Source organism: Methanosphaerula palustris E1-9c, assembly GCF_000021965.1.
GTDB lineage: Archaea > Halobacteriota > Methanomicrobia > Methanomicrobiales > Methanospirillaceae > Methanosphaerula > Methanosphaerula palustris.
Genome location: NC_011832.1, coordinates 1,178,310 through 1,204,927 on the forward strand (window position 1 = coordinate 1,178,310; position 26,618 = coordinate 1,204,927).

24 protein-coding genes and 3 tRNA genes are annotated in these 26,618 nt (G+C 49.4%); 8 read left to right on the top strand and 19 right to left on the bottom strand.

The features are described 5' to 3' along the window. Positions 1-10: 10 nt before the first annotated feature. From MPAL_RS05710 to MPAL_RS05735, 5 genes are all read right to left on the bottom strand, one after another. Positions 11-817, bottom strand: a complete 807-nt coding sequence (locus tag MPAL_RS05710) for an acyl-CoA dehydratase activase (protein WP_012617810.1) — start codon at positions 815-817, stop codon at positions 11-13. Positions 818-1,561: 744 nt separating this feature from the next. Continuing rightward, on the bottom strand, positions 1,562-2,014 hold the full coding sequence (locus MPAL_RS05715) for a threonyl-tRNA synthetase editing domain-containing protein (RefSeq protein WP_236610440.1): 453 nt from the start codon (positions 2,012-2,014) through the stop codon (positions 1,562-1,564). Positions 2,015-2,674: 660 nt separating this feature from the next. Further along, on the bottom strand, positions 2,675-3,490 hold the full coding sequence (gene larE, locus MPAL_RS05725; protein WP_012617813.1) for an ATP-dependent sacrificial sulfur transferase LarE: 816 nt from the start codon (positions 3,488-3,490) through the stop codon (positions 2,675-2,677). A 56-nt stretch (positions 3,491-3,546) separates the two neighbouring features. Next, on the bottom strand, positions 3,547-3,873 hold the full coding sequence (locus MPAL_RS05730) for a transcriptional regulator (RefSeq protein WP_012617814.1): 327 nt from the start codon (positions 3,871-3,873) through the stop codon (positions 3,547-3,549). A 258-nt stretch (positions 3,874-4,131) separates the two neighbouring features. After that, a complete protein-coding gene (locus MPAL_RS05735) occupies positions 4,132-5,337 on the bottom strand; it encodes a pyridoxal phosphate-dependent aminotransferase (RefSeq protein ID WP_148208151.1) in 1,206 nt (401 codons plus the stop codon). Positions 5,338-5,827: 490 nt separating this feature from the next. On the opposite strand from MPAL_RS05735, the gene MPAL_RS05740 reads away from it, so the two are divergent. Both MPAL_RS05740 and MPAL_RS05745 read left to right on the top strand, forming a co-directional pair. Then, on the top strand, positions 5,828-6,316 hold the full coding sequence (locus MPAL_RS05740) for a helix-turn-helix domain-containing protein (protein ID WP_012617816.1): 489 nt from the start codon (positions 5,828-5,830) through the stop codon (positions 6,314-6,316). 3 nt (positions 6,317-6,319) lie between these two features. Continuing rightward, entirely contained in the window at positions 6,320-7,261 is a 942-nt protein-coding gene (locus tag MPAL_RS05745; RefSeq protein ID WP_012617817.1) for an ABC transporter substrate-binding protein, read from the top strand. 371 nt (positions 7,262-7,632) lie between these two features. Here the strand turns inward: MPAL_RS05745 and MPAL_RS05750 are convergent, their stop codons facing one another. After that, entirely contained in the window at positions 7,633-8,793 is a 1,161-nt protein-coding gene (locus MPAL_RS05750; protein ID WP_012617818.1) for a cystathionine gamma-synthase, read from the bottom strand. A 2-nt stretch (positions 8,794-8,795) separates the two neighbouring features. Next, positions 8,796-9,776: a pyridoxal-phosphate dependent enzyme gene (locus MPAL_RS05755; protein ID WP_012617819.1), complete on the bottom strand. Its 981-nt coding sequence runs from the start codon at positions 9,774-9,776 to the stop codon at positions 8,796-8,798. A 20-nt stretch (positions 9,777-9,796) separates the two neighbouring features. On the opposite strand from MPAL_RS05755, the gene MPAL_RS15740 reads away from it, so the two are divergent. From MPAL_RS15740 to cysS, 3 genes are all read left to right on the top strand, one after another. Beyond that, positions 9,797-10,063 (top strand): hypothetical protein, encoded by a 267-nt coding sequence (locus MPAL_RS15740; protein WP_148208152.1) that lies wholly within the window; start codon positions 9,797-9,799, stop codon positions 10,061-10,063. A gap of 329 nt (positions 10,064-10,392) precedes the next feature. Then, a tRNA-Cys gene (locus MPAL_RS05760) sits at positions 10,393-10,465 on the top strand. Positions 10,466-10,488: 23 nt separating this feature from the next. Beyond that, on the top strand, positions 10,489-11,748 hold the full coding sequence (gene cysS / locus MPAL_RS05765; RefSeq protein ID WP_012617820.1) for a cysteine--tRNA ligase: 1,260 nt from the start codon (positions 10,489-10,491) through the stop codon (positions 11,746-11,748). A gap of 99 nt (positions 11,749-11,847) precedes the next feature. Here the strand turns inward: cysS and MPAL_RS05770 are convergent, their stop codons facing one another. The 8 genes from MPAL_RS05770 to MPAL_RS05810 all read right to left on the bottom strand — a co-directional run bounded on the left by MPAL_RS05770 (position 11,848) and on the right by MPAL_RS05810 (position 18,822). Further along, positions 11,848-12,333: a DUF1890 domain-containing protein gene (locus MPAL_RS05770; RefSeq protein WP_012617821.1), complete on the bottom strand. Its 486-nt coding sequence runs from the start codon at positions 12,331-12,333 to the stop codon at positions 11,848-11,850. Then, complete coding sequence (locus tag MPAL_RS05775; protein WP_012617822.1) at positions 12,330-12,887, bottom strand: threonyl-tRNA synthetase editing domain-containing protein; 558 nt, start codon at positions 12,885-12,887, stop codon at positions 12,330-12,332. The genes MPAL_RS05770 and MPAL_RS05775 overlap by 4 nt, the downstream gene beginning before the upstream one ends. After that, positions 12,884-14,374 carry a homoserine O-acetyltransferase MetX gene (gene metX, locus MPAL_RS05780; protein WP_012617823.1) on the bottom strand — a complete coding sequence of 497 codons (1,491 nt, stop codon included), beginning with the start codon at positions 14,372-14,374 and terminating at the stop codon, positions 12,884-12,886. The genes MPAL_RS05775 and metX overlap by 4 nt, the downstream gene beginning before the upstream one ends. 64 nt (positions 14,375-14,438) lie before the next feature. Next, a complete protein-coding gene (locus tag MPAL_RS05785) occupies positions 14,439-15,737 on the bottom strand; it encodes an O-acetylhomoserine aminocarboxypropyltransferase/cysteine synthase family protein (RefSeq protein ID WP_012617824.1) in 1,299 nt (432 codons plus the stop codon). A 140-nt stretch (positions 15,738-15,877) separates the two neighbouring features. After that, on the bottom strand, positions 15,878-17,266 hold the full coding sequence (gene pscS / locus MPAL_RS05790) for an O-phospho-L-seryl-tRNA:Cys-tRNA synthase (protein WP_012617825.1): 1,389 nt from the start codon (positions 17,264-17,266) through the stop codon (positions 15,878-15,880). 12 nt (positions 17,267-17,278) lie between these two features. Further along, positions 17,279-17,349: transfer RNA gene (locus MPAL_RS05795), tRNA-Cys, on the bottom strand. A gap of 335 nt (positions 17,350-17,684) precedes the next feature. Continuing rightward, complete coding sequence (locus MPAL_RS05805) at positions 17,685-18,680, bottom strand: radical SAM protein (RefSeq protein ID WP_012617826.1); 996 nt, start codon at positions 18,678-18,680, stop codon at positions 17,685-17,687. 70 nt (positions 18,681-18,750) lie between these two features. Further along, positions 18,751-18,822: transfer RNA gene (locus tag MPAL_RS05810), tRNA-Cys, on the bottom strand. 723 nt (positions 18,823-19,545) lie between these two features. Here MPAL_RS05810 and MPAL_RS15055 point away from each other — a divergent pair. After that, entirely contained in the window at positions 19,546-19,737 is a 192-nt protein-coding gene (locus tag MPAL_RS15055) for a winged helix-turn-helix transcriptional regulator (protein ID WP_236610442.1), read from the top strand. 701 nt (positions 19,738-20,438) lie between these two features. Further along, positions 20,439-22,073: a response regulator gene (locus tag MPAL_RS14360; RefSeq protein ID WP_012617828.1), complete on the top strand. Its 1,635-nt coding sequence runs from the start codon at positions 20,439-20,441 to the stop codon at positions 22,071-22,073. 341 nt (positions 22,074-22,414) lie between these two features. Here MPAL_RS14360 and MPAL_RS05825 read toward each other — a convergent pair whose 3' ends face one another. Beyond that, positions 22,415-22,735 carry a two-CW domain-containing protein gene (locus tag MPAL_RS05825; RefSeq protein WP_012617830.1) on the bottom strand — a complete coding sequence of 107 codons (321 nt, stop codon included), beginning with the start codon at positions 22,733-22,735 and terminating at the stop codon, positions 22,415-22,417. Positions 22,736-23,162: 427 nt separating this feature from the next. Beyond that, positions 23,163-23,483, bottom strand: a complete 321-nt coding sequence (locus MPAL_RS17485) for a two-CW domain-containing protein (protein ID WP_012617831.1) — start codon at positions 23,481-23,483, stop codon at positions 23,163-23,165. 892 nt (positions 23,484-24,375) lie between these two features. Between MPAL_RS17485 and MPAL_RS05840 the strand changes: the two genes are divergently transcribed. Next, on the top strand, positions 24,376-25,413 hold the full coding sequence (locus MPAL_RS05840) for a sensor histidine kinase (RefSeq protein ID WP_083767002.1): 1,038 nt from the start codon (positions 24,376-24,378) through the stop codon (positions 25,411-25,413). 147 nt (positions 25,414-25,560) lie between these two features. On the opposite strand, the gene MPAL_RS05845 is transcribed toward MPAL_RS05840, so the two are convergent. Then, positions 25,561-26,364, bottom strand: coding sequence for a sulfite exporter TauE/SafE family protein (locus tag MPAL_RS05845; protein ID WP_012617834.1), 804 nt, complete (start codon positions 26,362-26,364; stop codon positions 25,561-25,563). A gap of 5 nt (positions 26,365-26,369) precedes the next feature. Beyond that, positions 26,370-26,549, bottom strand: a complete 180-nt coding sequence (locus MPAL_RS15745) for a hypothetical protein (RefSeq protein ID WP_148208153.1) — start codon at positions 26,547-26,549, stop codon at positions 26,370-26,372. Positions 26,550-26,618 lie beyond the last annotated feature (69 nt).

Consider the following 26,618-nt stretch of genomic DNA (forward strand, 5'->3'; position numbering starts at 1 on the left):
TCGTTCCTTCTTATTTTTTACTTCCGTATTTCTGGGCTAAGATTGCAGCGCCGAGTGCCCCGGTCAACTGGGGGTCGTAGTCTGGGACAAAGATCTTGGATTTAAGGACTTCTTCGAGAGCAGTTCTCATGCCGATATTCTTCGCCACCCCTCCGGAGAAGTAGACATCATTATGGATCCCGACACGCGAGAAGAGGCCCGTAATCCGATATGCAATAGCATTATGAATACCCCGAATGATATTGGCGGGCTTCTCTCCCCGTGCGATCAGGGAGATGGTCTCTGACTCGGCGAAGACCGTGCAGGTGCTGCTCATGGGGACTGCTTCCTCAGCAGTCAGCGAGAGGGGGCCGAGTTCTTCAAGAGGTACTTTGAATACATTGGCCATGATTTCAAGGAACCGTCCTGTACCTGCAGCACACTTGTCGTTCATGGCAAAGTCGAGAACATTTCCCTCTTCGTCAATACGAATGGCTTTGCAGTCCTGTCCTCCCATGTCGATAATAGTCCGGGTTGTTGGGTGAAGGTGGTGTGCACCCTTGGCATGGCAGGTGATCTCTGTTACGGTCTTGTTTGCATAAGGAGCCGAGATTCTTCCATATCCAGTCGCAACGATATATTTCAGGTCGTCCTGAGAGAGATTTGAAGATGCCAGCGCCTCTTGTAAGGCAACACGTCCGCTCTCTTCGGTATCGATCCTCGAGCGGATGAGGCTTGAACCTATGATCTTTCCGTCAGCAATGATGATTGATTTCGATGCAAGTGAGCCAACGTCCACACCTGCGAATGCTTGAATGCCATTCGATGTTGTTGTCATGGTATCTCCTATTTCTTAACAACATTTCACGGCAGTCGATATTACCTTAGAGAAATCAGTAACTATTGCCCCAATTTATCGTTTTTCAATCAATATCTTACAGTAATTCTGATTTTCTTTTGTTCTTTCTGATCATTTCTAATTAAAAATTTCTGAAGATCTTCAACGTCATTTTTACGTTCTTTTCGACAAACAACAGGTACTGACCAGATCTGAAGTCCATCTCTTTCTACCTCTTGATAGTTCAAGTGCCTTGTTTCACAGGTGAAAATATGTTCAGTGCATAACCACCTGGGGGTTCTGAATAAGAACAGAGATGAATATGATGGTTTTTAGATCTCAGGATTGCAGGCCGATGTCCTGAGTGTGATTGGGTTGTATATCCGGTATGACGACTCGATCGAAAACTAGAATTGACCAGTCTTGTGAAACTGGCGGAGATTTCAGGTTATATGTCATATTCCCCATACCTGTTCTCTTGACCTCAGGTCTACCCCATTTTTCATTGGATCTGTCAGTTCTGTGAAGTGACGGATAATTTGCACCAGATGTATTCTTCGAACCTGGAATATATACTGTCCAGACGTTTTTCATTTCCCGATAGGATTTCTTTACCGGAGGGTTGAATTGCGTTCTGATGAAGGTTCAGTAGTTGAACATCGTTCTCGCGTGGGTTTTTTATCCGGACAATTTCTGCTAAATTACCGGATTCTGGACAATATTATCGGGTTCATCTGGTTTTATTCACAGAGATTTCCAGACTTTCGCCAGTGAATCGCCGAGAACCTGTATCCTGAACTCGTTGAGATACCCGAAGGGGGTCATGGTTGTATCCAGTCCCCGGCTTATGAGTTTCTCCTGAAGTGCCAGAAAAATATCTTGGGCACCAGTACTTTCGGACTTGCTATCAGATAGGTGAGCGAACGAATGGAGAACAACTCTCTTTCGACCGGTCTTTTTTGCGAGCCAGGTGATGTTATCTGTGGCTTTTTTGACAAGCCGTTCTTTTCTCTCTATATCGTTCTCTTCAATATGGATGAAGATGACAAGGGAATTTTCTACTGTTTTCTCTATATCCTCATCGTTATCCTCGTTCAGACTATTCTTGAATGTCCTGAACCAGAACTCGTGGGTATTGAACATTAGCAGTTTCATGTGAATCCGATCCTCTGTATATTCCGGGATCTTTGCCGGCATCTTCGAGAGATCAGGAGTGGAATTCCACATCCAATAAAAACGAATTTTTCGGCAAAAAACGCCGCGATAAATTTTATTTTACATACTTTGGAGACTGGATTATTTCATAATGTCGATTTTTTCTATCTCTATCGCGGCATTGTTTGCCGAATTATATAGAATTATCATATGAACTGTCGAAATTAAAATCACATACTAAAAAACAGGGACTATGAACGAAACTGGCAGAGAATTCAGAAATACCAAAGGGTACCGCATCTGGATTGATGAGACCGGGACTGGCCATATCCGAATAGTTAAACGGGTCAACTTCAGCACGTTCATTTCGATCTGTCGGGAGACCTATCTTGAACTCGCGAGAACACCGGAGTTGTCGCCCCGTATCATCATTTACGTCCCCCGTTCTCTCAATGATGTAATGTCGGAAAATGTCAGAGAATTTATAACATTCTGCCAATCCTGCACAGATACGGAGTTCGAACTGAGTGTGATCGGTGAATGAAAGTTTTTAGCACCTGGTTAGAAATGTTCGGATTTTCCGCATCCCCTTTAAAGCAATCCTGATCATTATCCCGAGAAAAAAGGATGGGTTTGATGGTGTACAAAACCCTGATGGTAGGGAGTCATCGGAACCTTGACCATCATCATATCCCGCAATATTTATTCGTCTTCCCCATTCAGTAATACTTCATCCATGCTCCCGGAGCGATAACCTTCGAGATCGAGCGTGACATAGGTAAATCCTATCGATTTAAAGGTCTTTACAAGACAATCCCGTATGCTCAGCAGTTCTGGGAGATCGTCGTTCGTGATTTCAAGGCGAGCGATGGATCCATGCATCCTGACCCGGCACTGAGAGAACCCGTTGAGGTGCAGGAATGCTTCGGCCTCCTCGATCATACTCAGTTTATGAGGAGTGATCTCATCCCCGTAGGGAATGCGGGATGAGAGACAGGCCGCTGACGGTTTATTCCAGAATTGCAATCCAAAAGATTGTGCAATCTCGCGTATGTCTGCTTTAGTAATGCTGGCCTCTAAAAAGGGGTGGATGATCCCTTCTTCCGTACTTGCTACGAGCCCGGGCCGGTGTTCGCCTTTATCGGAGACATTGATGCCATCGGCAATGCAGGCGAAGTGCAGGATCTCTTTTTGCCATTTCAGCACCTCTGCTGAGTTTTTTTTGCACCAGTAACAACGCTCTGCAGGATTTTTTTTAAATCGTTCATCATCCATGACTGGAACTGGGATTATCTCCAGTGACAGATGATAATCCTGTGCGATCTGTTGTGCTTCTTCGATTGCAGCGCGTGGAACCACCTGACTGTCAAGCAGTATACACCGGGCATTGCTGCCCAGTACCTCGGTTGCGAGCACCGCAAGCAGGGCGCTGTCCACTCCACCAGAATAGGATACGAGCATGGACCCCTTTGATGCGATGATCTCTTTGAGCGTTTGCGTCTTTTCTTTGATATTCATAAAGGCACCTGAATTCCATACCTGATCTGACGGGTGCGCACTGTCTCTCCCGAACCTTACTGTTTTGGGACTGGTTCGGCACATCCGCCCTCACCTTCGCGGAGCTGTCGACAGATAGCACAGATACGTTCGGTAACCTTGACCTGTTCTTTCTTGTCGATGAGATCCCGTGCCAGCGAGTTGATCGCCTTCTTTACATCGTCTTCGAATTCTATCCTGTACCCACGTTTACCGGAGAGGTACTGCGAGACTGCAGACGGTGCAATCCCGAGCATTCGAGCTGCTTCAACCTGGGAGACCTCACACTTGACGAGTTCAACGACGATTGCAGCCCGAATTGCCGGCAGCACATCCCAGACTATTCGCTGACAAGGTGCGTCCATGGTATCACATCGTTTACAATTTCGCAGAGGTTTCTCCAGGGCAGATAAAATGAACGAGTGTTCTGGAACGACCTCACAATTTTTTCAAGATTCACAATTGTGAATTGCGCTGGGAAACAACAAAAAACTTTGTGTTCAGGATCCTGTCCGCGGTTTGAGATCGACGGAGTCCCTCTGGAGAGAAAAACCATCTGAAGGGAATCAAATAATTCATCATCTCCTCCATTTTGCATATTTCATCACCACCCCTGCTCCCTATCAGATATCCAATGCTTCAAGGCGCCGGCAGGCCTCGGTCAGGGTCTCGTCTTTTTTTGAGAAGGTGAACCTGAGTTTTGTCTCTCCTCCCTCATGGTAGAAGGAGCTTCCCGGAACCGCTGCAACCCCACCTTTTTCCACGAGATGATGGGCCAGCTCTGTATCGGTCATGCTAAAATCGGATATATCCGCGAAGATATAGTATGCACCTTCAGGCAGCCGGCAGGTGAATCCAGCGTTTCTGAGCCCATCAAAGAGAATCCGCCGCTTTCGATCATATTCCTGTGCCAGGTCATGGTAGTAGGATTCCGGCAACCAGAGCGCTGCGATACAGGCGTGCTGGAGGGGAGCCGGCGCACCCACCGTCAGGAAATCGTGAATCTTGCGGAGGCGTTCGGTGATCTCCCTGCCTGCCAGTGCATACCCGACACGCCATCCAGTGACACTGTACGTCTTGGAGAAACTCCCGATCGTGATGGTTCGGTCTCGCATACCGTCCAAAGATCCGATTGAGACATGTTTTCTGCCGTCATACAGGATATGTTCGTATATCTCGTCTGTGATTGCGATCACATCATGGTCGATACAGAGGTCAGCGATGAATGACAGTTCCTCTCTGGAGAGGACCTTGCCGGTCGGGTTGTTGGGGGAGTTTAAGATGATGGCCCGGGTTTTTTTCGTGAACGCGGATTTCCATACCTCTTCGTCGATTGAGAGATCATCTTTGAATTGGACGTACTGCGGAACCGCGCCGGAGATCTGTGCGTCGGGTCCATAATTCTCGTAGAACGGCTCCGGGACGATCACTTCGTCTCCGGGCTGGATGAGGGCGAGCATCGATGTCATCATGGCTTCTGTCGAGCCGCAGGTGACCGTGATCTCTGTCTCCGGGTCGAAGGTCATGCCGTTGTAGTCTTTCACCCGGGTCGCCAGCGCTTCGCGGAGGTTCTGCTCTCCCCATGTAATCGCATACTGATTGTAGTCATCGTTGATCGCCGAACAAGCCGCAGTCTTCAGTTCAACAGGGCAGGGAAAATCAGGAAAGCCCTGAGCAAGGTTGATCGCATGGTGTTTTATGGAGAGCCGGGTCATCTCCCGGATGACTGATTCGGTGAAATGATCCGCCCGGGAGGGATGAGTGGAGAAAAAACGCGTCGGGGTCTCTTTCCGTGACGATTGAGGAATTCCAGGCATTTTGAGACTCATATGGAATACGGTTGACGCAGGGGGACATAAGGTATCGGGTTTGCGGTAAGATCTGCCGGAAACCTCCGATAATTCAAAGGTAATTAGTTGGACGATCCTGATTGGCGTGATATACCTGATTGCCGCCAGCCGGCCAGGTTTGACATTGAAGTATCTGTGATACGATTTTCACCAGAAGAAAGATAGCGGCAAAACCTGACGCATAATCAGGGTATATTACCCTCTCTGCGCTATACTGAGTGTCAACAACTATGAACCGGAGAACAGTCCGAAACGTCCTTGATGGGAATTTGACTGGACCTACAGTTCACCCGGATCTCGGAATGCCCCTGATCGTGCCGGGGAATATCGAGTGATGATGTATCCTGTGTCAGGGTCCGGTCAGTATCGGTCAGGGGACTCTACGCGTTCTGCTGGATCAACCACCTTCTTGGGATTAATCCGAGCATGGTGCAACTGATGGAAGAACAGATTTCACATCGTGGATAGTATGCTCTCAAAGAGAATTTTCGAGACCGATTTCACCGCTGCGCTGAATGAGGAACTGGCGAAAAAAAATATGACGGTACGGGAACTCGCGGATCTCACGGGCATTCCTGTTTCCACGCTCTATAAAATTTCCCTGGGTGAACGCGATCCCCGCCTATCGACGATCAAGAAGATCGTCGCGGTCCTGGAGCCGGTACGGAACCGGTTCATTGCGATCATCGCTGCAAAATTTCTGCTCGATAACCTTGCGATACATGAGTTTGATCTCCAGGGAAAGAAGATCGGGATACGGGGATATTCAGCCAATTCACTTGAGGATTGTATTATTGCCGCAGTTCACGCAGAAAAAGAAGGGGCTTCCGGTATTATCTGTGCACCTGTCCTCGCATCGATCGTCGAGAAGATTGTGGATATTCCGGTCGGGATGCTCCGCCCCGAGCAGTCCGTGGTCAGTGAAGCGATTAAGACAGTAGTGAAACGGGTCGAGTGAATCATGTCTGCTCAACAATCTCTCAGAATCGGCCATCTTTCAACGATGTACCATACTGCATTCCTGCTGCGAGGCTCGCAGATTCTCGAAGATCGCGGCATTGAAGCGACCTGGAAACTATTTCCATCTGGCCCTGACATCATCAAGGCCATGCAGGCCGGGACCCTTGATCTTGGATATATCGGTCTCCCCCCAGTGATCATCGGGATCGATCACGGGCTGCCCCTTGCCTGCATCGCAGGCGGACATATTGAGGGTACGATCATCATCGCCGGTGAGGAGATCCTTCCTCTTACTGCGTTTTGCAGCATGTCCGAGTTTCTCGAACAGTTCTCCGGTAAAGCGATCGGCACCCCTCCACAGGGATCCATCCACGATGTTATTGTTCGCGAGTTACTGCGGGAACACAGTATTGACGATGTTGCAGTGAAGAATTATCCCTGGGCAGACTTTCTTCCCGATGCTCTCGCTAAAGGGGAGATTGCTGCCGCTGCCGGTACCCCTGCCCTTGCTGTAACCGCACGGCGTTATGGGAGAGCGAATCTGATGGTTCCTCCGGATAAAATCTGGCCCTTCAATCCGAGCTATGGGATCGTGGTCATGCGGCGGATGCTTGAACAAAAGGATCTCCTCTTGCACTTCCTTTCTGCCCATGAAGACGCATGCGAACTGATCCGGCATGACCCGCGATCTGCAGCCGGCATTGTGGCGAGAACAACCGGCATGGTTGACTTGGAGTTTGTGATGGATACGTATGGCATATCCCCCAAGTACTGCGCCTCCCTCCCTCCAGAATACATCTCCTCCACCCTGAAGTTCATGCGCACCCTGTATGAACTGGGATATATCTCACAGCATGTGGGGGAAGATGCGATCTTTGAACCATCCCTGATCCGTTCAATCCACCCCGGCCCCCATCACTACAATGATGGGATCCTTCACTGATACAGATTGGTAATCTGGTTCCTTTCACGTGCGTAGAATTGGTATGATCCTGATCCCCTCAGATCCGGTCCTGAAATTATCATCATGTAGGTGAATTTCTGGACGGATGGATGGTCACGCTGATCTGGCGATACGATTTACGAGCCGGCTTTCGATACCGATCGTTATCCAGAACTCATGAGTCTTTGCTCACCGGTTGTTCTGGATTGAACGATCAGTGCAAAACGAATGAAGGTGAATCACCATGCTATCACAAAAAGGAGGGGGTTCCCTGATTTTTTAATACAGCTCCGGCTGGAACCTCATGCACCTATTCATCCTCTGTCTGATATAATTGTTATGAGACACTTGGACTGAATTTTCTCTGGGATTCAGATGGATCCCAATGCCTGATCGAGATCTGCAATGAGATCTTCCACGTTTTCGATACCTACGGAGATCCGAACCAGGGAATCGCTCACGCCCACTTTTTGGCGTTCTGCATATGGAATGGACGCATGGGTCATTGTTGCCGGGTGCTCGATCAGGGACTCGACCCCACCAAGGCTCTCTCCGAGTGCGAATAACCGCAGGTTTCTGAGGAACGTCTTCGCCTCTGCCTCCCCGCCCTTCAGTTCGAAGGAGAGCATACCTGAGAAGCCGGTCATCTGTTTTCGTGCCAGTGCATACTGGGGATGCGATGCAAGACCCGGATAATGGACTGCAACAACTTTTTTGTGCGTTGATAAGAACTGCGCCACCAGAAGTGCATTCTTCTCATGCCGTTCCATCCGCAATGCCAGTGTCTTGATCCCCCGGGAGACGAGAAAACTGTCGAACGGAGAGAGAATCGCCCCCGCCGCGTTCTGGTGAAACCGGAACTTTTTGTTCAGGTCTTCATCGGATGTTATCAGCGCCCCGCCCACCGAATCGCTGTGGCCATTGATGTACTTGGTCGTGCTGTGCACCACGACGTCCGCCCCTCGTTCGATTGGATGCTGGAAATACGGGCTTGCAAATGTATTGTCCACGACGACGAGAGCCCCGGCTTCATGGGCGATTTTCGCGATCTCCTGAATATCACAGAGTCTCAGTAAAGGATTTGTCGGCGACTCCAGCCATATGAGACGGGTGTTTTTCCGGATCGCTGCCTTCACATTCTCCGGGTCCCGAGCGTCGACGAACGAGAATTCGATATCGAACTGTTCCTGAAACACCTGGCTAAAAAGGCGCCTCGTCCCTCCATAGAGATCGTCAAAGGCGACCACATGATCGCCTCCCCTGAGCAGGCTCAGGCAGAGCGTGGTCTCGGCTGCCAGCCCTGAGGAGAATGCCAGGCCAAATCGTGCGTTCTCAATCGCAGCAAGTTTCTGTTCAAGTGCAAACCGCGTGGGGTTTCCGCTTCGGGAATATTCAAAGCCCCCGGTTGGCTCATCGACATCCCGGCGGGCAAATGTGGACGCCAGGTGAATCGGAACGACGACATCTCCGCTGGGATGTCCTGTAAGGTCCGGTTCTTCGCCGGCATGAATTGCTTTTGTATCAAACCCCATTCTTAAATCACATCCAAAAATCCATTCTCTCTCATCCAATCATCGTTGAAGATCGTAGTCATGTAATTGCGTCCGGTATCCGGGAGCAGCACCACCAGGAGATCATCTTCTGAAAGATTCTGTGCAACAGAAGCTGCCGCAACCATGGAAGCTCCGGCCGTCCCGCCGACCAGCAGCCCCTCCTCGCGAGCCAGCCTTCTGGTCATCTCAAATGCATCTTTATCCTCAACCACGATCACATCATCGATCACGGTCAGGTCCACGGTCTTCGGGATGAACTCCTCCCCGGTCCCTTCAACTTTGTAGGGGTGGGATTCCGGCTCGGTCCCGTAAAAAACGTGATGGTAAATGGAGCCTTCGGGGTCGACCCCGATGATCTTTATATCCGGATTTTTCTCCTTGAGATAGCGCCCGATTCCAGATATGGTGCCTCCTGTCCCGATACCGGCTATAAAATGGGTGATACGCCCGTCGGTATCCTTCCAGATCTCAGGACCGGTTGTGGCATAATGCGCAGCAGGGTTGTTGATATTCTCAAACTGGTTTGGAAGGAACGATCCCGGTGTTTCACGCCCCACTCTCTCAGCAACCTTGTAATAACTGCGTTCATCTTCAGGAGGCACGTTGGTCGGCGTCCTGATCACCTCGGCGCCGTACACCTGCAACAGAATCTCCTTGTCTTTGCTCATCTTATCTGGCAGGGTAAAGATCGCCCGGTACCCGCGTGAAGCAGCAGCAATCGCTAACCCCACCCCGGTATTTCCTGACGTGGGTTCGACGATCGTTCCCCCTGGATGGATCTGCCCGGTTCGTTCCGCCTCAAAGACCATATTGGCGGCAATCCTGTCCTTGACACTCCCCCCGGGGTTGAGGCTCTCGACTTTTCCAAGCACCAGCGGACGTGTTCCTGCCGGCATCACATTCCTGATCCGAACAAGCGGCGTATTCCCGATCAATTCTAAAATATTGTCATAATATCTCATTCTCATCCATCCATTCGTTCATGTTCTGGTCCTCTTTTCTGGTTCTCACGGATTCCTGTTTTTTAGAAAAATACTTGCACTCGGGATCACGTCATAATCCGGCTTTTGGTAAAAATTCCGGAAAACGCAATCCTTACATTGGTGGTTATCCACAACAAGCAGGAATCGGGGAGAAAAATTGGAAGAAAGAAGGAGTAGCATGGTTACGTTGGGTGATTGCCATAGACACGTGGTCGTACCTGAAACCTATTGTATTGGTGGGAATTCCATCCCGGGATTCTGGTTGATGGGGTATCGGTGTCATGTTCACGATCGTGATGATTGGTTACTACTTGTTTCTGTATGTGGTTATAAAAATATTGTTATTGGGGAAATTTCATCATCCCGCCCCAAGGGCCTGGCGAACGAATCCATCCTGTGTGAACTTGGATACACCTCCTGAAAAGGATCTTTGCCCATATCATCTGAAGAATGAACCTGTCTATATAAAAAAGAAACATTCCATCAAATACTGCCTAAACACGATGTTTAATTGCTAGAATGGTCCTACCTTTGTAGGTAAGTGGGATCAGCGGGATTCTTTCCGGAAATCTCATAGTGAAGATAAATTACTTATGCCGGTGTGGCAGAACGGTTAATGCCTTCGTCTGCAAAGCGAATGTTCGGAGGTTCGACTCCTCCTGCCGGCGTTTTATTCTGGGAGCTTGATATCATGGAATTATACAGTACGTTGTTGAGAACCGTAGAACCCCTCGTGACCCTCAATCCGAACAGGGTTTCGATGTTCGTCTGTGGTCCGACGGTGTATGACTACTCGCATCTGGGTCATGCCAGGACATATGTGGTCTTTGACGTACTGGCCAAATATCTTCGGTGGACTGGAAAGGAAGTCTTCTATCTTCAGAATATCACGGATGTGGATGACAAGATTATCAACCGTGCGAATGCGGAGAACGTTTCCCAGCACGATCTCTCAAGAAGGTTTGAGATTGAATATCTGAGGGATATGCGTGCTCTGGGGGTCGACTCGGTCAGTTATTATGCCCGTGCTACCACCCATATTCCGGAGATCATCAACCAGGTGGAGCGTCTGATCTCTCGTGGTGCGGCTTATGTCACCGAGGGAGGTGTCTACTTCAATGTGGGGACATTCGAACACAACGGAGAACTGTCCCATCAGCACGGGACGGATCGTGTCAGTCGCATAACTGATGAAACAAAACAGAACTCCCTGGATTTTGCGCTCTGGAAACTCGGGGAGTTTGGGGAATATACCTGGGATTCTCCATGGGGACGGGGTCGACCTGGATGGCATATCGAGGATACGGCGATATCTGAAAAATACTTCGGGCAGCAGTATGATATCCACGGTGGAGGACTGGATCTAATTTTCCCCCATCACGAAGCAGAGATTGCGCAGATGGAATCGCTGGAAGGAAAGCATCCGATGGTCAGGTACTGGCTGCATACGGGATTTCTCACTGTGAAGGGCGAGAAGATGTCCAAATCTCTTGGGAACTTCATCACCATCCGGGATGCGCTCAAGACCTGGAATAAGGATGTATTGAGGTACTTCATCCTGCTCTCACATTACAGTTCTCCGCTCCAGGCGACTGATGAGGGACTTGATAATGCGGCACGGGCGCTCGAACATATCCGGGCAGTGGCACAGAAAGATACCGGGGAGAATCCAGAAGGAAGGAAAGCGTTTACCGACGCCATGGAGTCGGATCTCAATACGCCGAATGCATTAGCAGCAATCCAGACCCTTGCCGCCAGCGGGGATATTCTGGCATTAAAAGAGTTTGGCGAGATCCTCGGGATAAATTTCCTCCGGGAGACCAGCGCACCGTTAAGTATCCTTCAGGAGATCAGGGCTGAACTGCGTGCGAACAAACAGTTTGCGGTTGCAGACATGATCCGCGAACGTATGGTTGCCGCCGGGATCACCATAACCGATGCGCCCCTCTGATCGGTCCCCTTCAGATGGCCTGTCGGAAGACATTCCTTCTTTCCTGAGAAAAACCTGGACTCATCACATTCGATACTGGTAGGGACTGACTTCCCTACTCTATGTGGGATGGTTCTCATCCCATCCGAACACCCTGTTGATCATTGTCTTCAACTTCATCGGGTTGTGCACGGCCCTGTCGACAATGATCTCGCAGGGAAACTGTATCGCATCTGCGAGCGGCCCGGGATCTTTTCCAAAGACAATCACGACCATTTTGCGTTCTGGCAACAGATAGCGCATCGTCGCCGCATACGTGATCGCTGCATCGTTGTGTGCAAAGACCACACAGAGATCGCAGTCCCGTTTATTCTCGATCACGTCACCGATGCACTGTTCGAGGGTCATCGTATTCGTGATGTAATGCTTCTCCGGATCCGAGACTTTCAAGAGATTGAGGACGGCAGGGTTGCCAGCAATGAGAACTTCAGCCCCCCTCTTTTTCAGGTTGTGCGCCACATGAAGTGCGAGCGCCTGTTGTGCTGAAGCCTCCGGGCACCCCAGAATAATGAGCCCTTTTTCCGATGTTACTGGGGGACCCGTCATCTCTTTTCTCCGATTTTTGCCTGTCGTTCAGAATAGATTCCTGCATGGTCGGCGGACTGCCGGCCGACCTCTTCCGCATCCGCTTCCTGAAAGGGGTGATGGCAGTACGGGCAGGTGAAATCACATTCGGTCCCTTCATAGGGGCAGATCGTCATCGAGAGATCGGCGAGCGGGTGTCCCTTGCCTCTGATCTCGAACTCCTTGTACCAGCCAAATGGTGCCCGTTTCACTTCTATCTGTTCACTCTGAAATATATCTTTGAGTCCTTTGAGAATCGAGAGCGCCACCTGGGGCGACCCGAGTGAACTCGTCAGGTGTGCATAGGGATAGATCAACACTTTCCTGACTTTGAGGTTGTCGAGTCGCTGGAGAATATTCTGATGCGCACTCATGATCACACGATCAGGGTTATTCTCATCGAGTTTCTCGATGCAACAGAAGAGGACGACACATTCCTCCATCCGGTCCTCGCGGACGATTATGGGCTCCGCTAGTTTTGTCTTTCTGGTTGCATGGTACCACATCGAAGACGCATGGATGGAGAGGATTCTCATCCGGTTCCCCTCCCAATGAGCATACTGATTGCATCACTGGTGATGAGGCCGATGAGATGCTGATCGGCATCGACAACGGGTAAGGCCGAGATGGAATGCTCTTCCATCTTCTTTGCAGCAGATTCGATTGGTTCATCTGGGGCAGTCGTGATGACATTCTTTGACATGATCTCATCCAGCCAGAGGAAATTCTTTGCCACAGCGTTTGCGATATCCCATGATGTGACGATCCCCACCAATCGATCGCTTCGAGATAATACGGGCAGGTGATTGACCTCCTTGTTGACCAATCGCCGTGCTGTCACCGCAGTTGTCGCCCCTTCCTCGATGGTCGGGAAATCTCTTATCATGACATCCCCGACGACGGTTCTCGAGAGGAACTGGGAGATCAGGTAATTGATCTGGCCGGATTCCAGCAGGAAACCGTCATGGCCGAATTTCGAGTGGATCTCGCTGTACCTGACTTTGCGGTCGTTTGCCGTCAGTGCCGATACGATCTCCTGCGACTGGTATGGAGGGTAGAGCCAATCGGAGGAGACTGATATGACGAGGAATGAAGCGTGTATTCCTGCAAGCCCTTTTGCGAGAGAACCGTCATCTGTCAGGTCAAAGTAGTCGATCGCCTTGGTGATATAGAGGTACGAGTTGGCATCGAACCGATGGGTGAACGTATCACCCTGATGGTGGAGATAACTCTCAACGGCAAAATCCGTCGAGAAATCGAACCCGATCCGATCCTTCTCCTGAAGGGAGCGTCCGAACTTCGAAATCATCGACTCATCGGAGAGATAGGTGATATGGCCGACCATTCGAGCGAGCGCGAGGCCCTTGACCGGACCCTGCGCTTCATCCGTTTTTGAATGGTAATAATTTCCATTGTTCCATTCGGGGTCTGAGGTAATCGCCTTTCTTCCGACTTCGTTGAATGCGATCTGCTGGGGTGTGGATGAGCCTGTCGCTGCGATTACGATCGCCTTTTTCATCAGGTCCGGGAAGCTCACCGTCCACTGGAGTGCCTGCATACCCCCCATCGATCCACCTGCCACTGCATACAACTGTTTGATTCCGAGATGGTCGACGAGCAGTTTCTGGGCCTGAACCATATCCCTGATGGTGATAACTGGAAACGTTGCTCCATAGGCTTTGTCGGTCACAGGATTGATCGAGGAAGGACCGGTCGATCCCTGACACCCGCCGATTACGTTCGAGCAGATCACATAATACCGGTCTGTATCGAAAGCTTTCCCTGGACCGACCATGGAATCCCACCATCCCGGCTTCTTATCGTTCTCATGGAATCCTGCGACATGAGCGTCACCCGAAAGGGCGTGGCAGATGAGAATTGCATTATTCTTGTCGCGATTAAGTTTGCCGTAGGTTTCGTAAGCAATGGTGAGAGAAGGGAGGGTCTCCCCACCCTCAAGTACGAGCGGTGAGGAATGATAATAATACTGTGTTGTTACAGATCCTGGGGACCCTCTGATCATCGACACTTCCTCTGCTGTTCCAACGTACTATCTATAAAAATGTGGATCCGTGAGGGGTGTTGCCTCACGGTGTCGCTTCCAGTGCCTGCTTTAGATCGTCGATGATATCCTCGATATCCTCAGTACCGATGGAGAGCCGAACAAAGTCCGGTGTGATACCGGTCTTTTTCTGTTCCTCGACGGTGAGCTGCAGGTGGGTGGTCGATGCCGGGTGGATGACCAGGCTCTTGGAATCTCCGATGTTCGCGAGGTTGCTGAAGAGTTTCAGGTTGTCGATAAACTTCCTCGACGCCACTTCTCCTCCTTTGATCCCGACACCGACAAGAGGCCCGAATCCTCCGGTGAGATATTTCTTCGTGAGTTCGTGGTTCGGGTCTTCGGGAAGCCCGGGGTATGTCACCCAGGCAACCTTTGGGTGGGTGCTCAGGAATTTTGCAACCGCGAAGGCATTCTCCGAGTGCCGGGGAACCCGCAGGTGCAGGGTCTCGAGGCCGATGAGGAAGAGCCACGCATTGAACGGGCTGAGCACTGCCCCGGTATCTCTCATCAGTGAGACACGGATCTTGAATACAAAGGCAACATTCCCGAGGCCCGGGAAATTCCCGAATGTATCCCAGTACTTCAGACCATGGTAGCCGGGGTCGGGTTCGGTGAACTCAGGGAATTTACCATTGTTCCAGGCAAATTTGCCGGAGTCAACGATCACTCCACCGATGGAATTTCCGTGCCCGCCGATGTACTTGGTCGCCGAGTGTACAACGACATCCACACCGAAATCGATGGGACGAACCAGGCCTACACCGGTGGTGTTGTCGACGATGAAGGGTATACCGTTGTCATGAGCGATCTTTGAGATAGCCTCTAAGTCCGGAGTATCCAGTTTTGGATTTCCAATGGTTTCGGCGTAGAGAGCTCGGGTATTTGGAGTAATCGCCTTTTTATACTCCTCTGGTTTCGTGGAGTCGACAAAGATGACATGTCGCCCGAACTTCGGGAGCGTGTAGTGGAAGAACTCGAATGTCCCCCCATACAGATTATCGGCAGAGACGATATCGTCGCCAGGCCGGGTGATGTTCAGGATCGCATAGGTGATAGCTGCTGCTCCTGATGCTGTCGCAATCGCTCCGGTTCCTCCTTCAATGGCTGCAATACGTTTTTCGAACACGTCCGTGGTCGGGTTCATAAGTCGGGTGTAAATGTTCCCGAGTTCTTTTAAGCCGAACCGGTTTTCTGCCTGTTCCGTATCTTTGAATACATAGGAGGATGTCTGGTATAGCGGTACAACCCGGGATCCGGTAGTCGGATCGGGTACCTGCCCTGCATGGAGGGAGGTTGTTCCAAGGCGGAATTTCTTTTCTGTCATGATTTTTTCCTCAATTTTATCTGTAATTTTCGTAACTTTCGTTGGTGCTTCAGTCGGGGTGTCCTCCCTTGAACTGAAGGGATTGATTTTCGATAGGATGTTAACGATATTTGGGGTCATACTGTGTATCACCTGTTGCGTTAAACCGGGTTCGGTTGAATTTTTTCCTTTTGAACGGGTAATTCATACTTCTCTGCGATCTCTGTGAACGCGTCTGCCAGGTAATGGACCTGGTTCCAGTTGAGACCGTAGGTGTTGAGTTTCCAGGTTCGTGTCGCCCCTGCAAACTCTCCGACGATTCCATGTGCGGTCAGTTCGTCACTGAAGAAGAAACCACGACGCTTATGGGTTTGAGCGACCGTATCATAACTTCCGGTTGTGTCGACCTTTGTGAGGGTATGTTTTCTCGGGTACTCGGACAGTACCTTGCTCCCTTCGACCCGGAGGAGTGCGTCGATGAAATAATTCGACTTCTTAACCTCCTCATCCCAGTGAAGCACACGTTCTTTGACTGTTGGGAACGATGCCATCATAGATAGCAGGGTCCCGCCCATCAGCGTGCACCCGAGCAGTTCAACTTCTTTAATCCCGAACTTGCGCTTGGTCAGGTCACCGACCATGGCAGTGGTCCGGAGTGTTTTCGGGGCGAAATCATCGTTTATTGCGAGAACCCCGGACGGCGCCACCGATGCCATACTCTTGTGTCCGGAGCCGACGACAAAGTCTGCTCCGATCTTCTTTCCGTCGACCGGCTGGACGCCGACGGTATATGCTCCGTTGTAGAGGAAGGGAATGTCATACTGGTGGGCGACTTTCCCAATAGCAGTGATCTCGTGTTCGTTGGCGAACTGGTAATCGTAGTGGTCGATCATGACGAGCACTGGAAGTTTTCCGGTCTCGGTCTTGACCTCCTCGATCTTATCGGCTGTGGCCTCTGCGGTCACAATGTTTTTGTCATTGAGGGGAACTTCTTTGACAATCCCCCCTGCCCCCTCGACTGCGAGGAATTCGGTGTAGTGGGCAAGTGCTGACACAATGACGCTGTCTCCTTTATTTACGAGCGTGGATGTGACTGCCTGGAATCCCCGGCGTGCACCGGGTACGACACGGGCCTGGTCCATGTTGAGCCACTTTGCGAGATCTTCATGGAAATCTGCGATGCTGGGCCGGGTGATCTTGTCAAGCCTGAACGGTTTTCGGCAGAAATCGCAGGTGGAATATCCATCACCATACGAGATGAGCGCTTTTCTTGCCTCATCGGTCAATCGCCCTGCTGCCTGGATCGGGTGGATATTGATGTACTGTTCCTCACGAGAACGGACATTCAGAGTTCCTGCAATCTTGGTTACTTTAGGCGTCCCGGTGCCAGCTTCAAGATCAGCAATAATTGCCTTGAGCTCAGTGATCTTTTTCTGGAGTGCCGCCTCCTCTTCGGCATTGAGCCCGGTGGGGACTGCTTCTCTGAAGATTCCCCGGATCTCTTCAAGTTCGAAGAGTGCTTCGAATGTTTTTTGTATTTTGATACTCATGGGAAGACCCCAAGCCAGAGCCCGGAATCGAACCGGGATACGCTGATCTGCAATCAGCCGCGTAGCCACTCCGCCACTCTGGCATTATCATAGAATTCACGATTGTGAATCTGACTATATTACATAACAATTGTGAACATATTATAATTGTGGATACGGCGAATATTTCCTGAATCATTGGATACCTTCACGTTGTGACGCAAATTGTGCTGATCTTTTTATGGGGAGCATTGGAAGCGCTGCGCAGTACTGTGCAAAAATTCAATAATTTCCTGATATTTGCTTTGATTAAAGAATTAAGAGATATCAATCTCCTATGTAAAAACTGGGAAACCAGACATGCTGACACCGGTCAGATCGCATCTGAGATCAGAGAACCCTTGTATAAAAAATGATCAACGTTCTCCTCATCGAACTTTTACAGATCCCGATGCGGGGTAAGATCACACCCAGTGCAGGGAAGGCACATCGTCTGGGCCTTCATCACATCGAGTCCGTGACGATCGAGTGCAGCCTTGTTGATCCCTGTCAACTTGAGTAACCTCTCTGGCGATGGACGTTCGACAACGATTTCGCCTTTCCTGAGTGGGTGAGGTGAGATTGGGCGCAGATTCGGGATCACTCCCATGCTGGCGAGTGTCTCAACACCCTCCAGAACACAGGCATCGCTCTCGCCAAGTCCGATAATAAAATTTGAAGATACATGATTTCTGCCAAAAATTTTGACTGCGCCTTTCAGTGCGAGAAGAATCTTGTCAAGAGAAAGTTCCGGGCAGACTCTGTCGAAGATCGATGGATCCATCGTCTCGACATTATATTTAATCTCTGCAGCCCCTGCTGCATAGAGATCTTCAGTTGAGGTCGGTGTCGGATAGATGGATACGCCGATGGGAAGATCATATCTTTCTCGTAGGTGCCTGACGATCTTTACCATATACTGTGCCTCCTTCTCTGGAGATTCAGAAACACCACTCGTAAGAGAGATTGCTTTTACAGTGCCCCGGGTCACCGCTGCGTCGACCAGCGCGGTTATCTCATCAATGGTTTTTATTCGTCCATCCAACAGGGGTACCGGGCAGAATTTACAGTTATAGATGCATCGCTCGCTTACGGTGATATATGCCTGCTCCGGGCAGTGACAGAGGGGCAACTCCAGTGTTCCATAGGCAATGATGTGCCCATCCCTCTCCACTCCAACACCTTCTCTCCATGGAATTACTTTTAATGGGGATTCCTTCTTGAGCGAGAGGCGGACACGGTGAGTGCCGGATCTGATGAAGAATGACGTCCCGCCCGCACCAGGACCTGCAGTTGCAACAGTTTTTAAGTCTGCAGGCAGAAGTGTCGAGTCCATATCCGCGCTTCCGATGCTGATCAGGAGCGCCTTTGTTTCAGCAGTGAGTCCCTCTTCCATTTGTATCAACTCTGATAAAAAATAAAAAACATTTCCGAGATTCAGGTTATCATCTTCCGGAATGAAAAAAAGCCAAGGTCCGGACTTGAACCGGAGTGTAGCTGATCTGCAATCAGCCGCGTAGCCGCTCCGCCACCTTGGCATCGACATTCACAATTGTGACTTGGACATACTATCGTTATCCCGGGAAATATTTATAGATTAATTTACTGGCAATTTTGTCCTCATCTTTCAGATTGTATGACGCCTGTTCGTCAAAGAGTGGAATCGTATTCTGGGAATATGGGTGGATCTCCTGGATTGACACGGCCTGAGTAATGGATTCATTGCGTTCAAGGATTGCATTGTTGATCTCTCCTATGTGCAAAGAGGCCAATGCCTGGTTCCCTCCCATTCAGGAAATGTTTGAAGTGCTGGCGCATCTAACCTCAGGGATATCTTTTCCCAGTGGACAGCGGGGATTTTTCGGCAGCCAGTACCGGACTGGTGCTTCGTCGACTGTACTATGGGGTGAGTAAGACATTCCACCCATGTTAGATGTTCCAACAATGAAACCTGTAATGCGCGGAGGAGATTTAATTCTCAATTATTATCTCTTATGTGCATAACAAGAAATTTATCAAAATTGTGAAAATTCAATGAATTTCGAGTGAAATTAAAATATATAGCGAAATTTTCTTTTTTTTTACGTGAATCCACTGATCACGATCTGATCTGGGGAATCGAAATAGTTAACAATTGTGAACTCTAATGTTGGTATGGTGATCCACTATGAGGGATCGTTTTTGTTGTAAATGCAAACGGGAATAACACAACTATCGCACAGATCGGGCACCTGCCTCCATCGGCAAAGCTTGTATACAAAGTGCTGGAATCGGGTGGACAACTGACACAGAAGGATCTCATCCGCGAGACCTCCCTGCCATCCCGGACCGTGCGGTATGCATTGAACAGGTTAAAGGAAGAGCAATTCCTTGTCGAGCGTTATTATTTCATTGACGCCCGACAGAGCCTGTACAGCCTGAACCAATCACAGAGGGAGGTGGTTGCTGTATGATGCGGCCCCACATGTGTCCTACAAACGCGAAAAGCCATGTCTCCAGATGCGGTGTTGATGCCAGCACCATCGCCCCATCTCTCTTTTTTCAGGTAATTCCCAGATCTCTCTTTCAGCAATCCGGTATGCATCTCCCTTTGACTTGAATCGTGGGATTGAAAAATAATTATCTCCAATTTTTGGAGATCCCGTTTCGCGGAAATTTAACCTGAGTAACAGTCTCCAAACACTGTGATTCTACCGATGAAGGTAACCATGACGGGCAGATACAAGGACTATTTGGCGACATGGCCGTTGTTCCTGAAAGACTCTAGGGGTCTTTCGACAATAACACTGTCAGGGCTACGCTGGTTTTCAAGGTCTTTATCGATTCCTTGGTGTCTGGTTTGCATTACCAATCCTTGCGGAGTGGCATGTGGGGATGCGACTGGTTATTATTCAAGCGTCAAAATTCTCAAACCCATCAACTTTCCATGTATCCTGAATGTCTGGAAAAAATCTGCACACGTATCATCCACTCCAGACTTGACGTTAAGACCTCAATTATCCTGCATCTGCAGAGTGTTCTTCCGCCAAAAGGCGTACAAAGCGAAATGATAATTGGCCAGAGAACGAATGGTTATAGATAAAGGACCGTCCTCAATCTCCAGAATTTCATCAGAACAATTGGAAAACGATTACCGCGCCGGGAAAGGAGAATAATGATATCAGTACTCTATGTAGATGACGACCCGGCGCTGCTGGAGATCGGAAAGTTATTCCTTGAAAAGATGGGGAATTTTTCTGTTGAAACCTGTCTGTCGGCACTGGAAGCACTCGTTCGGCTGAAACAGAAATCCTACCATGCCGTGCTCTCGGATTTCGACATGCCGGAGATGAATGGCATCCAGTTTCTCAAACAGGTTCGGGCTGATTACCCGAAACTCCCATTCGTCATCTTTACCGGGAGGGGACGGGAGGATGTCGTTGTTGAAGCCCTGAATAATGGTGTGGATTTCTACCTCCAGAAGGGTGGTGAAGCGAAGTCTCAGTTTGCTGAACTCTCCCACAAACTCCGTCTCGCAGTCCAGAGTCGACGATCTGAGGAACAGATCCAGCATCTCGCTCGATTGTATGCCGTCCTCTCCAAGACCAATGAGGCAGCGACTGGTCTTCGGGATCGAGATGCGCTGCTCGCAGAAGCATGTCGGATCGCTGTGCATGAGGGGGGTTTTGTGATGGTATGGGCAGGACTCAACGATCCCCAAACTCACACGATTAATCCGATCGCCCATTACAGCATAACGGGGAATCCCCTGCTTCCCCCGGCCGAGCCAGGTGATGCCCTCCCGGTTGATGCCCCTCCAACGGATATCGCATTTAGAAAAGGGCTTTATAATATTGCTGCTGACAACCGTGACGATCCACGGCTTCTGGACTGGAGAGATGCATTGCTCGCATATGGGTTTGGTTCAAGTGCTGCATTTCCCCTTCGTTCTGGAGAGCAGGTTATCGGAGCCATGACATTCCATGCCCATGAGCCGCGATTCTTCGATGAGGAGGAGGTGCAGTTGCTCATTGAACTCACGGATAACCTCTCTATCGCGCTTGAACTCATGGAGCGTGAGCAGGATATAACTGAACTCAAACAGATGAGTGACACCCTCTGGTCTGCCAATCGGAAACTGAATCTCCTCAATAATATCATTCGTCATGACATCCTCAATACTGTGGCCGGGCTTATTGGTCTTGAGGATATGGCGCTGGATATTATTCAGGAACGAGAAGTGGCAGGACTCCTGAAAGAGATCAGAGGCTCGACTCAGAAGATCCAGCAGCAGATAGATTTTACCCGGGAGTATCAGGATATCGGAGTCAAAGCCCCTCAATGGCAGAATGTAACTGATATTGCCTCCCGGGTTGGGGAAGCCCTTGACCAGAATGGCCTCCGGCTCGATGTCGAGTTCGGGGATGTGGAAGTTTACGCAGATCCTCTGTTGGAGAAAGTCTTCTTCAACCTCATGGACAATGTCATCAGGTATGGAGTGGGTGCAACTGTTATCAGGTTCCACTCCCACCAATCTGGAACGGATCTCATCCTTTCATGTGAAGATGACGGGGTTGGTGTGCCGGATGATGTGAAAGAACGGATCTTCGAACAGGGATATGGAAATAATACCGGGCAGGGATTATTTCTGGTACGGGAGATCCTTGCCATAACCGGGATCTCGATCACAGAAACAGGGGTGTATGGACAGGGTGCCCGATTTGATATACGTGTTCCACAGGATGGATATGGGGTATTGAGGAGGAAAGAACCACACCAGAGTTCCTGCTCTTTATCTGTGCACGAGTGAACTTGTACGAAAATTCCTTCAATCTATCTGGAATAGGTGTCTGGCAGTCAGGATTAACGGTTGGGGTGTATGTGGGGTGAACGCACTTACTACACAATCTCTCCTGGCCCGCACCCGGTTTTCTCTCAGTTATAGTATGAGGGCATGATTTGTTTCCAATAAAACCATACCAGGATACTTCCTATAATTCTCTGTCTTCCTGGAAACAGATCTGGACAGAGAGTTGATCCGGTGGGCAGGATAATTTCATCCAAAAGATTTCAGGTAATTCCCGTCGATGATAAGGATCTCATGGCATCGATCAATAGTGCTGTCTGAGTCCCTGATAGTGACGTATTTTCTCATGGTTCAGGTGGATATCCCTTGTTCAGACGCTCCAGTATCTTTGCTGATGTTTCAAACCGGGGTTTCTCCTCCCACTGGACCTGCTGGTAAAATTCGCAGTTGAGACAGTTGCCGATCTTTGAGGCAAAGGTCCCCTGTACCTTCCCGCCACACATCGTACCACTGATCGCCCAGCAGGCCCGACCTCCGTTTTTTCCATGATTCACACCATCAGTTTGTATTTCAGTTGATGCAGGGCAGATCCCAAGATCCGATACATTCACTCCTCCAGGCTCACGCCCACATTTTTTGAACTCCCAGCAGTTTATATGAGTCATCACAGTCCTTCTACTATGGGATATTGATTCAGATTTATCGATCAACAGAACTTTTGTACGATTGTTTTTCTATCAGATAGGACTATAGATTGCGGCGAAAATTGCTTCTTTTAAATGGCTGCATAAAAATGAACAGGTACTCTGGCATGAGGCCGAAAGGGCGGGTTCACCTCTGAATGCCTGCTCTTTACTGGCATACTGGTGGACCTGTCCGGTTATTATCCTTATGGATATCAACCAGTGAATATCGTTACGAAGGTCAATGGCATCTCAATCCTATATACCTGTCAACAGTGATTGATTGAGAGACGATCTCACTGACCGAATTTTACAACCCAACCGAAAACTGGATAAAATTATCTGATGAGATGCATCTCGTGGCAGCGATTGATATTATTGCCTGATTCCCAGATGTCGACGTATTTTCTTATGATTCTGGTGGGAATCCCTTGTTCAGACGCTCCAGTATCTTTGCTGATGTTTCAAACCTGGGTTTCTCCTCCCGCTGTACCCGCTGGTAAAATTCGCAGTTGAGACAGTTGCCGATCTTTGTGGCAAGGGTTCCCTGCACCTTTCCACCGCACATCGTACCGCTGATCGCCCAGCAGGCCCGGCCCCCATTCATTCCATGATTCACACCATCTGCTAATGTTTCAGTTGATGCAGGGCAGACCCCAAGTTCCGATACATTCACTCCTCCAGGCTCACGCCCACAATTTTTAAATTCCCAACAGTTTTCATGAGTCATAAAAATACCCCCTGCAATGGGCTGATTCAGATTGATATCTGCAGGACAGGAACAATGTTGATTTTTCTATCAAAAAAAAGGGACTATTGTCGACTGTTTTACGCGGACTTTCATTTGACTGAGAGAATGTACAGGTAACAACGCTGGAGAATTCTGACCTGGGGTCTTGAGTCATACCTTTCTGACGGAAGAAGACCAGTTGATGCAGTGTGTTCCCTCCACTATTTGCATGTTCATCAGCAACTTTTGCCTGTTTTGAAGTCCTTATCTTTTGGTATCCCTAATATAGAAAATACTAAATCCAGAACAACGTACTTCATCTTTAATCCAAAATGGAGTATCCTGAAAGATGGTTTCGTAGTCATTGTTGGAATCTGCTTTCAGGAGAGAGGTGAGTTGTGTGGAACAGGTACATGAAAATCTAACTCATCTGGAGGTTCCATGGTGTGTCGTTATATGTGTACACAGTCCTTACCCAATAGATCGATGAAGAATATTTAGCAATTCGGGCAGAGAATACGCCCGGGAGGATCTCTTTATGACAACAATCGCATTATCAAAAAATATTCAATTGGAAATCTCAACATCATCCATTTCCGCTCGTAGGAGTGTGGATCTCCCATGTCCGATCGGGGCTCTTATGACACGGGCAGAGATTGAACGGAACGAATGGCTGGATAAATAAACCGGCCAGATCGCACATCTCCTGTATCCTTTCAAATCTCTGGCGGGTCAAAATGAAGGTCTTTTTCCCTGTGAATCTGAAGATGTCCCCAATCATTTTTTTCCATGTGGGTATATACTGAGTGGAGCCCGGATTCCCGATTAATCTGGGATGAAATTGGGGAATAAAGACTGAACATTGATCAATGTGGCGAATGTAGCCGGAACAATGAGTGGTATGGTCGATAAAAATTGTTGGGAGTTTAAGAGATGCGGAAGAGAACCTGGGGGCATCAGAGTTGAAGACCTCGGAGCCTGTCCTGCAGCAACTGAAACTCGCGCTGATGGAGTAAATGGCGGGAAGAACGGAGGTCGGACCTGCTGGGCGATCTGCGGTACGATGTGCGAAGGAAGAGTCCAGGGGACCTATGCCGCAAAGATCGGGAATTGCCGTTCCTGTGAGTTCTATCTGAGTGTACAGCGGGATATTCAGACACGTGATCTTCCTCCATCTGAACACCCGTCAAAGGTACTGGATCTTGTCCTGGATCGGACTGCCGCTCTTGAACTGGAGATTGAACGGCGAATGCAGGTTGAGGCTACCCTCCGTCAGGTCAATTCAAAGTTAAACCTCCTTTCAAGCATTACCTGCCATGATATGCTCAATAAAATACATACTCTTGGTCTTCTCACCGACCTCTTGAGTCAGACATATTATCAGGATCCTGTCCTTCTGGGATACCTGCAAACACTTGATCAGCAGATCCAAGATCTGACGGAGATGATCGTATTCACTCATGACTATCAGGATATCGGGGTCCAGGCACCAATCTGGCAGCAAATCCACCAGGTGATCGCTGGAGTTCAGGAATTGGTTCATTCCGTTCCGATAGAGGTGGATCCTGGTCTTGGTTTGTATGAGATTTATGCGGATCCGCTCATTTCACGAGTATTTTATAACCTTGTGGATAATGCAATCCGCCATGGTGGGCAGGTGCACCAGATCCAGGTTTGCGGCGTGGAACTGGCAGAGGGGCTGGTTGTTGTCTGGGAGGATGATGGCGTGGGGGTTCTCCAAACTGAGAAAGAGAAGATCTTCAAGAAAGGGCATGGGAAGAACACAGGGCTTGGGCTCTTCCTTGTCCGGGAGATCCTGTCTATCACCCGCATTGAGATCCAGGAAACCGGAACATTTGGGGCAGGGGCGAGATTTGAAATAACCGTACCGAAGGATTCATACCGGCTTGTCAATTCCGGATCAAATTGAACTGAGCGAACTATAAGAACTGGAGCGCCCCTGCATTCTCCTGTGATCTGGTCATGGGATAGAGCAAAGAACTCTACAGAGTCCTTCGATGGAACTGAATATATCCTGCATGACAGGAATAGCATCTGTAGGATAGGTGGTATACCTTTAGCCCAGAATTTTCTGCTGAATCATCAAGAGTGCAATACTGATCAGGAGGATTCCAAACACTCTCTTGATATGATCTGCCTGGATTCGCGGAGCAAGAGATGCTCCAGCAAATGCACCGAGAACTGCACCAGCTCCGTAAACTACCACGTAGGGTAGGGAGATATTTCCGAGAGCGATGTGGGTGGCAGCTCCTGTGATCGAGGTGGGGATGATCGTTAGAAGGGATGTCGCAACCGCCAAATGTATCGGGACTCCAAGGACGACGAGGGCCGGGACAAAAAGCGCCCCACCGCTGGTTCCAGTAATCCCGCTCACCAACCCCCCCATCGCTCCCCATATCACAAGGTGAATGCAGGGAACCCGGATCGGTTTGCTATGTTCACGAGAGACCGACGGGTTGATTGCGATGGATGGCCCCCATGTGATCGCCGGGACAAAGCAGAGGGAAGGAACAAGCATCTGCAGGGACATGAGGATCAGTACGAGTGCAAAAAGGATGACCAGGATCCTCGCGTCGAAATACACGGTGATGAGCGAACCGAGCATAGAAAATATCATTGCGGGCAGGGTCAGGAGTGCCGCAAGAGTAATCAGAATTTTTTTCTGTCTCCAGTATATGAGTGTAGCAGTACTCGATGAGAAGATCATCGCTGCAAGACTGGTTCCAACAGCTGTCTTCTGGTCCAAACCGAAGAGCAGTGTGAGCGTAGGGACATAGAGAAAACCTCCTCCCATTCCAATAATGGAAGCGATCAGGCCGATCCCCCCAGCAATGAAAAACGCAATACTGTAACCGAACACGATGGTTACTTCCTCTGGGCTATGGCCAGGTCATGTGCCTTGTGGTAAACGTCAGGAAAATCTGGTTGTGGAATGCTGAAATTTTCCTGTCTCTTCTTTCTATAATGCAGATTTCCGTCGAGATGTTGCTGGAATCGAAGTGGGTCTATCCTGAAAGATGGGCTGGTTGATGTTGTCGTCTGCATTGTTTTACCACGGGCTTCTATCTCTTGTGGACAGAGATCCTCAATTCACAATTGTGAATGTTATTGGGG